The sequence below is a fragment of the Actinophytocola sp. genome, assembly GCF_035942955.1.
Classification (GTDB): domain Bacteria; phylum Actinomycetota; class Actinomycetes; order Mycobacteriales; family Pseudonocardiaceae; genus DASYTH01.
Genome location: NZ_DASZCQ010000311.1, coordinates 1 through 10,946 on the forward strand (window position 1 = coordinate 1; position 10,946 = coordinate 10,946).

Consider the following 10,946-nt stretch of genomic DNA (forward strand, 5'->3'; position numbering starts at 1 on the left):
CACGGGGGCCGCCGGCCGGGACGGCTCGGTCGGGGTGGGCGCCGGCTGCGCCGCCGTGCCGGACTGCGGCGCGGCGGGCTGGGCGGGCGGGGTCACCGTCGTCGTGCCGGACACCTGACCGTTGCCCGGACCGCTTCCCTCGGCCGTGCTCCGGGCCTTGGAAGCCGCCATCCCCTGGCTGGCGGCACGCGGGGTCGGCTTGTAGTCGGCGAAGAAGTCGTGCCACGCCGGGTCTACCGACGAGGGGTCGGCGAGGAACTGCTCGTACATCTCCTCGACGAGCCACTCGTTGGGGCCGAACTGCGACGCGGGACTACTGGTGGACACGGCTGGCGCTCGCCTCTATCCATATCGAACTCGTACCTGAACGCTGCACCAACAGGCTATCCCTCCTGGCCGGAGGTATGTGAGCCAACGGCGGGTCCGTGGGCAACCTCGTCCGGGTCCGTTCCGTACCGCCAAAGGCGTGCATAGTGTCCGTCGGCGGCGAGCAGCTGGGCGTGACTGCCTTCCTCGATGATCCGCCCGGCGGACAGCACGACGATCCGGTCCGACCGGGCCGCGGTGGCCAACCGGTGCGCCACGACGAACGTCGTTCGCGGTCTTTTCCGCGGGCTCCGCCCCCAGACCCCCGACGGGCGCTCGGCCCCCGTACCTCCCTTTGCAAGGCTCTCGCTGGCCGCGAGGACCGCGCCCTCGGTCGACGGGTCGAGCGCCGCGGTCGCCTCGTCCAGCAGCAGCACGTCCGGATCCACCAGCGCGGCCCTGGCCAGGGCGATCAGCTGGCGCTGCCCGGCGGACAGGCCCTGCCCGCGCTCGCCGACCTGCTGGCGGAACCCGTCCGGCAGGCCGGCCACCATCGGCAGCGCGCCGACCGACCGGACCGCGGCCTCGATCTCCGCGGCGGTCGCCTCGCCGCGTCCGTACGCCACGTTGCTCGCCACGTCGCCGGTGAACAGGTGCGCCTCCTGCGGCACGACCCCGAGCCGGCGCCGGTAGCCGGACAGGTCGTAGTCGCGCAGGTCCACCCCGTCGACCAGCACGGCGCCCGCGGTCGGGTCGTAGAACCGGGCGATCAGCTTGACCACGGTGGACTTCCCGGCCCCGGTGGCCCCGACCAGCGCCACCGTCTCACCCGCGGCCACACGCAGCGAGATGCCCGCCAGCGCCGGCGTGTCCGTGCCGGGATAGGTGAACGACACCTCGCGCAGCTCGACCGCGCCGTCCAGCGCGGCGGGCACCGGCACCGGATGCTCGGCCGGCCGCACGGACGTCGGGGTGCGCAGCAGGTCGGAGATCCGCCGCAGGCCCACCCTGGCCTGCTGGTAGCCGTCGAACACGCCGGACAGCTGCTGCACCGGGGCGAAGAACAGGCCGAGGTAGAGCAGGAAGGCCAGCAGCACGCCCGGGGTCAGCTCGCCGGCCGCCACCCGGTGCGCGCCCACCACCAGCACCGCAGCCTGGGCCACGCCGGCCAGCAGCGCGACGAACGGGAAGTAGGTGGCGACGTAGCGCTGCGCCCGCAGCCGGGTGCGCCGGTAGGCGTCGCTGCGCTCGGCGAACGCCTTGGCCGACGCCTCCTCCCTGGTGAACGCCTGGGCCACGCGCAGGCCGGAGACGTTCTCCTGCATGTCCGCGTTCACCGCGCTGACCCGCTCCCGTGCCTCGGTGTAGGCGACCGTGGACAGTCGCTGAAAGATCACCGTGGCGACCAGCAGGACGGGCAGCACGGCCAGCGCCACCATGGCCAGCGGCAGGTCGGTGACCAGCAGCGCGGTGGTGACGGCGGCGACGGTGAGCAGGCTGGTGACCGCGGTGACCAGCCCGGTCTGCAGGAACGTCGACAGCGCGTCGACGTCGGTGGTCATCCGGGTCATGATCCGCCCGGCCAGCTCGCGCTCGTAGTAGTCCAGCCCGAGCCGCTGCAGGTGCGCGTAGCTGCGGACGCGCAGCACGTACAGCAGCCGCTCGCCGAGCCGGGCGGTGCGCACGGTGGTGGCCTTGACGTCCAGCCAGCCGAGCCCGACGAGCACCAGCCCGGCCACCGCCGCCACCGCGAGCGCCGTCGGGTCGCCGGTGGTCACGCCGCCGTCGATGCCCTGCCGGAACAGCGCGGGCAGGCCCATGGCCAGCAGCGTGTCGGCCACCACGAGCAGGCCGACCACCACCAGCCCGGCGAGCACCGGCCGCAGCAGCCGGCGCAGCCGGAACCCCGGGTCGGGCGCGGTCGGATCGTCGTCGCCGAGCCGCGGCTCCTCGTCGGCCGGTGGCAGGGCCCGCACCCGCTCGAGCAGCTCCGGGGTGGGTGGCAGCGCGCCGAGCACGTCACCCCAGCCGCCGCCCCCGCGCCGGCCGCTGCTCTGGGACGCAACGTGCCGTTCCTTTCCTTCCACCGCAACGTCATCGGGCTCCGGCCACAGCGCGGGCGTTGTCCCGTCCGGCCCCGGCACGAGATCCTCCGCCGCGCGCCGGGTGACGTCCTCGATCGCCTCGCCCGGCCCGGCCAGCAGGCACCGGTACAGCTCGCAGCGCGCGGTCAGCTCGTCGTGCGTGCCGACGTCGACGACGTGTCCCCGGTCCAGCACGGCGATCCGGTCGGCAAGCGCCAGCGTCGAGCGGCGGTGCGCGATCAGCAGCGTGGTGCGGTCCCGGGTGACCGAGCGCAGCGTGTCGTGGATGGCGGCCTCGGTGGCGACGTCCACCGCGGAGGTGGCGTCGTCGAGCACGAGCACCCGCGGGTCGGACAGCAGCGCCCTGGCAAGGGCCACCCGCTGGCGCTGCCCGCCGGACAGGGTCAGCCCGCGCTCGCCGACGACGGTGTCGTACCCGTCGGGCAGCTCGGTGACGAACTCGTGCACCTGCGCGGCCTTCGCGGCGGCGAGCACCTCGGCGTCGGTGGCGTCCGGCCGGCCGTAGGCGATGTTGGCCCGGACCGTGTCGGAGAACAGGAACGCCTCCTCGAACACCACCCCGACGGTTCGGCGCAGCGAAGCCAACCTGAGCTCTCTGACGTCCACCCCGGCGACCCGGATGGCGCCGGCGTGCACGTCGTAGAACCGGGGCAGCAGCAGGGACACCGTGGACTTGCCGGACCCCGCGGTGCCGACCAGCGCCAGCGTCTCGCCCGGCCGCACCCGAAGCGACACGTCGGTGAGCACGGGATCGCTGCGGGTGTAGCCGAACGTGACGCCGTCCAACTCCACGGCGACCGGACCGCCCGGCACGTCGGTGGCGTCCGGCCTATCGGTCACGTCCGGCTGCGAGTCGATCAGCTCATAGACCCGCTCGACGCCGGCCCTGGCCAGCTGGGCGTTGACCAGCAGGCTGGCCAGCAGCCGGGTCGGGCCGACCAGGTTCGCCACGTAGCTGGCGAACGCCAGGAAGGTGCCGAGGGTGACCTGGCCGTCCATCGCCATCCACCCGCCGAGCGCGAGCACCCCGACCTGCCCGAGCATCGGCATCGCCACCAGGGTCGCGGCCGGCTTGGCGGTCAGCGCCGCCGACCGCATCCGCTCGCCGTAGAGCCGTTTCGCGGCCCGCTCCAGCCGGGCGACCTCGCGCGCCTCCTGCCCGAAGCCCTTCACCACCCGCACGCCGGTGACCGTCTCCTCGACGTGCTGGGCCAGATCGGCGGCGCGCTGCTGTGCCGACCAGGTGGCCGGGAAGAGCACCCGCCGGCTGTGCGCCGCGGTCAGCGCCACCACCGGCGTGACGACCAGCGCGATCAGGGTGAGCAGCGGGGACAGCCAGATCATGGCGCCAAGCGCGGCCACGGCGAACACCACGGTGCCGATGGCCAGCGGCACCATCATCAGCAGCCCCTGGACGATCTGCAGGTCGGTGATGGACCGCGACACGACCTGACCGGTGCGCAGCGCGTCCTGCTTGCCGCCGTCGAGCCGCTGCACCGCGCCGAACACGGCCTGCCGCAGGTCGTGCTGGACATCGAGGGCCAGCCGCCCACCCACGTAGCGCCGGACGAACGCGGTGCCGAAGGTCAGCAGCTCCATCGCGACGAGCCCGGCGACCAGCCAGCCGAGCGCGGCCGTGCGCCCGGCCACCGCGTCGTCGACGACGAACTTCACCAGCAGCGGTCCGGCCGCCTGAAACCCGACTCCCACAACGGAAGCGACGACGGACAGCACGACGAGGCGGCGGTGGCGCCAGCAGGCGGCGCTCAGCCGGCGGATCCAGCCGGGCGGTGGTTCGGGCACTCCGCCAGGTTATGCACAACCGCCGACAGCCCGGTCGCGTCAGGTGATGTCGCGCCGCTGGTTGCGCACCAGCCCGCTGACGAAGAACAGCATCGTCCATGCCATGAAGATCAACCCGCTGACCAGCAGCGAGTACGCTCCCGGCGCGCCGGCGAAGGCCCGGAACACCTGCTCGAAGTCGTCCCTGACGTCGGCCGGGACGGGCCGCCCGCCGACCAGGCTCTGGGCCTGGTCGAACAGCAACGCGACGGCAGTGGACCCGGTCAGCCCGTTGGCCGACCCGTTCGGCATCCACCCGGCGATGTGCGAGCCCTCGGTGACCCCGGTCAGCACCAGCTCGCCGAACGGGCCCACGATCAGCGCGTAGATCAGCAGCAGCACCAGCGTGCCGACCGGCGAGCCGAGCAGTGCCCCGACACCCATGCCGAGCAGCGTCCAGAGCAGGCAGGCCACGATGCCGGACAGCAGGATCAGGATCCAGTCACCGGCGTCGGGCAGGTACTTGCTGTCCGACCCGATCATCGCGCCGAGGCTGGCCGCGGCGGCGACCACGGCCCCGTAGATGACTCCCCACAGCACGTAGGTGATCGCCTTGGCGCCGAGCAGCGTCGACCGGTTCGGCGCGGTCAGGAAGCTCGTCGTGATCGTCTTGCGACTGATCTCGCTGGCCAGGGCGAGCGCCCCGAACACCATCGGGAAGATCGTCGCGATGTTCATGCTCCTGGTCAGCGCGATGGACGACCAGGACAGCTCGTCGACCCGGATGTCGAGCTCGTTGACGATGCTCTCGTCGGCGGCGTCGTTGATGATGTCGGTCAGCAGCGCCGAGAAGCCCCACGCCCAGCCGAGCGCCAGCAGGACCGCCGGGATGAGCAGCGCCCACCACAGCCTGGTGGTGAGGATCTTGCGGAACTCTGCCTTGATCAGCCTGCCCATCAGGCGTTACCTCCCCATCCACCCTGGCCGGGCTGCTGATGACCCGGCTGCGGCGGCGCCGGCTGCGGCCAGCTCGCCGACCCCCAGCCGCCCGGCGGGGTGGCCGGCGTCGGGCCGGCCGGAACCGCGTAGCCCTGCTGGCCGTACCCGGCCGGCTGCTGCCCGTACCCCGGCGGGGGCGGCGCGTAGCCGGGTGGTGGGCCGTAGCCGGGCGGCGGTGTCGGCGGCAGCTGCCCGTACGCCACCTGCTGCGGCGCCGCGAACTGGCCGCTGGTGAGCGCGAAGAACAGCTGCTCGAGGTCGGCCTTCTCCTCGTGCACGCCGTAGAGCGCGACGCCCGACTTGGCCGCCACGTCGCCGATCTGCTGCACGGTGGCGTCGACCACGGCGATCCTGCCCTCCGGCATCGGCTGGATGCCGGAGATCCCGGCCTCCTGCAGCGCGGCGACGAGCTTGTTCGGGTCGGCCGGCTGGACGATCACCCGGGTCCGCTGCGACTTGCGCAGCTCCTCGAGCGGGCCGTAGTACATCGTCATCCCGCGGCTGATGATCACGACCTGGTCGATGGTCTGCTCGACCTCGGCCAGCAGGTGGCTGGAGATCAGCACGGTGCGGCCGCTGCCGGCGAACGCCTTGAGGAACGTCCGCAACCAGGCGATGCCCTCCGGGTCGAGGCCGTTGGCCGGCTCGTCGAGCACCAGCACCTGCGGGTCGCCCAGCAGCGCGGTGGCCAGCGCCAGCCGCTGCTTCATGCCAAGCGAGAACCCGCCGGCGCCGCGATGGGCCGCCGCGGACAGCCCGACCAGCCCGAGCACCTCGTCGGCGCGGCGGTCGTCGACGCCCATCGCCGCCGCGTACACCCGCAGGTGGTTGCGCGCGGTGCGGCCGGGGTGGAAGCCCTGCGCCTCGAGCACGGCGCCGACCACCCGCCCGGGGTTGCCGAGCTGGCTGTACGGCTGGCCGTTGATCGTCGAGTAGCCGGACGTCGGGTTGACCAGACCGAGCAGCATGCGCAGCGTGGTGGTCTTGCCGGCGCCGTTCGGCCCGAGGAAGCCGGTGACCGATCCCGGCTCCACGTGAAAGCTGAGGTTCTGCACCGCGACGACCTGACCGAAGTGCTTCGTCAGGTTCTGCACCACAATGCGACCACTACCGTCGTGCACGGCCCCTCCTGCCTGCAGGCGTGTCGTGGCCGCCATCTTGCCGTATGGCCGTCGTCGGTTGCGGCGGTACGGCCGCAACCGCGGGTCAGGGCCGGGCCTGCCGCGGCAGCCGGTGCCGGATCGGCGGGAACTGCACGGTCTTCTCGGCGTCGGACTCGGGTTCCGGCCGCCGCACCCTGCCCGTCCGGCCGAACGGATTGCGCAGCGGGCGGGTCCGCCTGCGGTGTGGCACGCCCTCGCCGATCAGCTGCTCGTGCGCCATGCGCCAGACCGGACACGGCCAGCGCCGCCCGCGCAGGCCCGCGGGGCAGGCCCGGCAGCGGCCCTCCTCGTCGCGCTGGTGCACGGTCAGCAGCAGCCGCCAGCCGTCGGCGAGCCGGTTGAGCTCGACTCGGGCCAACGGAAGCAGCGTCCTCGGGTCGGCGTGGCCCGCGGCCCGGTCGAGCAGGTCGAGCCGGCGCAGCACGGCGTCGCGGACGGAATCGTGTGCCCCCTGGGACATCGGCGATCAGCTCACTCGTCGGTCGGAGGTGCGAAGGGCCGCCTGATCCAGGGCCTTGCCCAGCCTCCGGGTCTGCTGGGCGGACAGCACGGCCGCGGCTCCCGGCGGAGGAACCAGCACCACTCGATCATCCTCGACGAATATCGTCAATGCCCGGTCTCGACCAAACGGGTCGTGACAGCCGATGGACCAGCGTGGTTCTGTCATCGTCCAGACATCGGCCGGCAGAGCCCCGCGCCGTAGTGGGCTTACGCGGATTTCACCCCTTTGCCAGGTTTCTCACCCGATAGTGGGGACTTTCCGTGGACAAGTAAACAAGACTCGCCCTACCCCGATTGCAGCGTTCGGGAGTCCAGGTGCTTATGCTTTACGTGGCGGCCCGCTCCCAGTGACCCCCAGGCTGGTTGAGCGGGCCGCCCCGATCCCCGGACCTTGGTCCGCGGAGAGCGCGGACCGCAGGATCGGGGCGATGTTTTCTGGGGGCCAAGCCCCCAGATCCCCGGCCAGCGGGGCTCCGCCCGCCGGACCCCCCGAGGCTCCGGCGGAGTCGCCCCGCGAGAGCAGCCGCACCCTTCACCAATGGTGATCTTCCCTCACCCCGGCGAGAGCATGACATGCCGGAGCCCTGCCGAAGCCCCAAGGTCGTCAGGCGGCGAGGACCTCGGTCAACTCCGTGTGTGGGAGGCCGTGGGCGACGGCGACGGGTTCGTTGGTCAGCGCGCCGGCGTGGGTGTTGAGGCCGAGCGCGAGGGCGCGGTCGGCGGCGAGGGCGTCGTGCCAGCCCTTGTCGGCGAGGGCGACCGCGTACGGGAGGGTCACGTTGGTCAGGGCGTAGGTGGAGGTGCGCGGGACTGCGCCGGGCATGTTGGCCACGCAGTAGAAGACCGTGTCATGCACCGCGTAGGTGGGGTCGGCGTGCGTGGTCGGCCGGGAGTCGGCGAAGCAGCCGCCCTGGTCGATGGCGATGTCGACGAGGACGGCGCCGGGCTTCATGTCGCGCACCAGGTCGTTGCTGACCAGCTTGGGGGCCTTGGCGCCGGGCACCAGGACGGCGCCGATGACCAGGTCGGCGTCGCGCACGGCCTGCTCGACGGCGTAGCGGCTGGAGGTGACGGTGCGCAGCTGGCCGCGGAACTGGTTGTCGAGCTGGCGGAGGCGGTCGACGTTGGTGTCGAGGACCTGGACGTCGGCGCCCATGCCGACGGCGATGGTGGCGGCGTTCAGGCCGGCGACGCCGCCGCCGATCACGACGACGCGGGCCGGGTGGACACCGGGCACGCCGCCGGGCAGCACGCCGCGGCCACCGGACGGGCGCATCAGGGCGTAGGCGCCGACCTGCGGGGCCAGCCGGCCGGCCACCTCGGACATGGGGGCCAGCAGCGGCAGGGCGCCGGTCGGGGTCTGCACGGTCTCGTAGGCCACCGCTGTGGTGCCGGCGGCCAACAGCGCCCTGGTCAGCGCCTCGTCCGCGGCCAGGTGCAGGTAGGTGAACAGCACCTGGTCGGAGCGCAGGTACCGGTACTCCTCGGCGATCGGCTCCTTGACCTTGAGCACGAGCTCGCCCTCGGCCCACGCCTCCGCGGCGGTGGACACGATCTTGGCGCCGGCGCCGAGGTACTCCTCGTCGGTGATCGCCGAGCCGAGCCCCGCGCCGGCCTCGACGAACACGTCGTGGCCGCGGGCGGTCAGCTCGTGCGCGCCGGCCGGGGTCAGCGCGACCCGGTACTCGTGGTTCTTGATCTCACGGGGGACGGCGATGCGCACGTCGGGCTCCTGTTAGGCCATGTGGGTGTCCATTACTACGGTGCGGCAGCCCGCAGTGGACTGTCATCGTGCCGAGAGCACCAGCGCTACGGCTACGGATTGTGTCTGTGGCACAAGGTCAGCGCCAGCGCAGCGCCGCGAGCTGCACCAGAAGGGCGAGCCGGACGTCGGCGTCCTCGAGGTCGATGCCGGCCAGCTCGGTGATCCGGCCCATCCGGTAGCGCAGCGTGTTGGGGTGGATCCGCAGGGCCCGGCTGGCCGCGCGCGGATCGCCGGTGTGCCGCAGCCATTCGTAGAGCGTGTCCACGTACCGGGTGCCGGACTCGCCGTCGTGTGCGCGCAACGCCGGCAGCGGGCCGAACTCGGTCGCCCCGGCGCCGGTGGCGGCCACCGCGGCCCGGTGCAGCACGATCACCGTCCAGGCCTGCTCATGGCTGATCACCGGCCCGGCCACCAGCCCGGCGCGCAGCAGGCCGAGCGTCTCCTCGGCCAGCGCCCGCGACTCGACCAGCCGGCCCAGCTCCACCGGCGGCCCGGCCGCGACCAGCGGGCCGGGTCCGCGCTCGGCGGACAGCGCCGAGCGCAGCGCCGGCCAGCCCCCGTCGCCCTCCCGGTCGGGTACCACCGCGTACAGCACGTCGTGCAGCTCGGTGATCGCCGGGCGGCGGCCGATGCCCGCGGTGATCCGCTCCCACAGGGCCAGCCGCATGCCCTCGGCGCCGAGCGCGTCGGTGTCGGGCACCTCGATCGCGACCACCCGGTGCGGCACGTCGTCAAGGCCCAGCTCGGCCGCGGCCAGCCGGACGCTGCCGGCGCCCTGCAGCACCGCGCGCACCAGCTCGGCGGAGCGCCGCCGCTCGGCGTCCTCCCGGGCCCGGCGGCGCAGCAGGTGCAGGGCCACCACCGGGGCGGTGTCGGCGAACGCCGCGGCCCGCTCCTCGGGCACCGGGCCGGGCACCACCGCCCACATCGAGCCGAGCAGCTCGCCGCCCATCCGGATCGGCACGATCAGCCGGGGCAGCGTGCCGTCCTGCTGGGCCGGCACGAAGATCGTCGTGCGGCCCCGGCTCAGGTCGCGGAACACGCCGCGGGAGCGGAACCGGGCAAGCACCTCGTCCGGGACCCGGCGGCCCATGATCGTCGAGATGCGCGCGGGGTCCGTGCGGTCCTGCCGGGCCGAGTACGCCAGCACGCGGGAGTTGGCGTCCTCGATGGTCACCGGGGCGTCCACCACCGCGGCCGCCGCGTCGGCCAGCCGGAACAGGTCGCCGAGCCCGCCGGCGCCGGACGCCGCCGCGTTCTCGGCCTCGTGCTCGTCGGCCGCGCCGTCGAGCACCGTGCGCAGCAGCCAGACCAGCTGGGCCCAGGCGGCGCCGGCGTCCACCTCGACGATCCCGGTGCCGGCCGCGCGGGCCGCGGCGTGCACCGAGCTCCTTGCCGCCAGCGGGGGCTTGAGCAGCACGGCCGCCGCGCCGCGCTCGCCGCAGTGCCGGACCAGCTCCACCGCCCGCGCCGCGGTGCTCACCGACACCCCGAGCACGAGGTCGCCGTCGGCCACGTGCGGGCGGCGGCCGGCCTCGGCGATCACCACGTCGGTCACGTGCGCCGCCGGCTCGCCGGCCACTGTGAGCCGCAGCAGGGTGGGACCGACCCGGTCCACAACGCCCTGCACGGTGATCACGCCAGGCTCCGTCCGTCACAGTTGTCCCGCCGAGATCGTCCACCCGCCATGCGCACTCTCGCCAAAGTTGTCGGTCTGCTCGCCGGGCTGTTCTACCTGACGTTCGGCATCTGGGCGTTCGCCGCGCCCGAGTCGTTCTACGCCGACATCGCCACCTACCCGCCGTTCAACGAGCACTTCATGCACGATCTCGGCTCGTTCCAGATCGGGCTCGGGGTGGCCGCGCTGGCCGGCCTGCTGCTGTCCGACGCGCTGGCCGCGGTGCTCGCCGGGGCGGCCGCCGGCTCGCTCATGCACGGCCTCTCGCACATCATGGATCACGGGCTCGGCGGCCGGCCCAGCGATCCGTGGACGGTCACCCTGGTCGGCATCGCAATCCTGTGCGCGTTCGCCCTCGCGCTGCGCCGCAAGGGGTCTAGATCGAGATAGAGCGTGTGAACTGCGCCGGGGTCGCCGATCTTTGGCGAGGGCGGCCGCCACACGACGACAAGGGCAGGGCGAGGAACGAGCCCTGCCCGCAGGCGTCGTCAGCCAACCACCCACGACACCCAACCACCCACCCCGGCCCGCAACCCCCAAGCAACCCGACCCGAGGCCGCTCGCCGAAGGCGACAGGGCGGCCTTGCCCGAGCTAGAAAACACAGCCGCCGACGGCCAGCTCCACGAACAGCACCGTGCCGCTCGGC

General features: G+C 73.2%; 8 protein-coding genes. 1 reads left to right on the forward strand and 7 read right to left on the reverse strand.

Going from position 1 to position 10,946, the window contains the following annotated elements; genetic code table 11:
• From VGX25_RS30800 to VGX25_RS30830, 7 genes are all read right to left on the reverse strand, one after another.
• Nucleotides 1–327 (reverse strand): 2-oxoglutarate dehydrogenase E1 subunit family protein (locus VGX25_RS30800; protein ID WP_326921461.1); only part of this gene is annotated, 327 nt, incomplete at its 3' end.
• Nucleotides 328–383: 56 nt separating this feature from the next.
• Entirely contained in the window at nucleotides 384–4,214 is a 3,831-nt protein-coding gene (locus VGX25_RS30805) for an ABC transporter ATP-binding protein (protein WP_326921462.1), read from the reverse strand.
• A gap of 39 nt (nucleotides 4,215–4,253) precedes the next feature.
• Nucleotides 4,254–5,150 carry a hypothetical protein gene (locus VGX25_RS30810; protein WP_326921463.1) on the reverse strand — a complete coding sequence of 299 codons (897 nt, stop codon included), beginning with the start codon at nucleotides 5,148–5,150 and terminating at the stop codon, nucleotides 4,254–4,256.
• Complete coding sequence (locus VGX25_RS30815; protein ID WP_326921464.1) at nucleotides 5,150–6,313, reverse strand: ABC transporter ATP-binding protein; 1,164 nt, start codon at nucleotides 6,311–6,313, stop codon at nucleotides 5,150–5,152. The genes VGX25_RS30810 and VGX25_RS30815 overlap by 1 nt, the downstream gene beginning before the upstream one ends.
• 85 nt (nucleotides 6,314–6,398) lie before the next feature.
• Complete coding sequence (locus VGX25_RS30820) at nucleotides 6,399–6,815, reverse strand: hypothetical protein (protein WP_326921465.1); 417 nt, start codon at nucleotides 6,813–6,815, stop codon at nucleotides 6,399–6,401.
• A gap of 645 nt (nucleotides 6,816–7,460) precedes the next feature.
• Complete coding sequence (ald, locus tag VGX25_RS30825) at nucleotides 7,461–8,579, reverse strand: alanine dehydrogenase (RefSeq protein WP_326921466.1); 1,119 nt, start codon at nucleotides 8,577–8,579, stop codon at nucleotides 7,461–7,463.
• Nucleotides 8,580–8,697: 118 nt separating this feature from the next.
• Nucleotides 8,698–10,260: a helix-turn-helix domain-containing protein gene (locus VGX25_RS30830; RefSeq protein ID WP_326921467.1), complete on the reverse strand. Its 1,563-nt coding sequence runs from the start codon at nucleotides 10,258–10,260 to the stop codon at nucleotides 8,698–8,700.
• A 48-nt stretch (nucleotides 10,261–10,308) separates the two neighbouring features.
• Here VGX25_RS30830 and VGX25_RS30835 point away from each other — a divergent pair, with 48 nt between their 5' ends.
• On the forward strand, nucleotides 10,309–10,689 hold the full coding sequence (locus VGX25_RS30835; RefSeq protein WP_326921468.1) for a hypothetical protein: 381 nt from the start codon (nucleotides 10,309–10,311) through the stop codon (nucleotides 10,687–10,689).
• The last annotated feature ends 257 nt before the right edge of the window (nucleotides 10,690–10,946 follow it).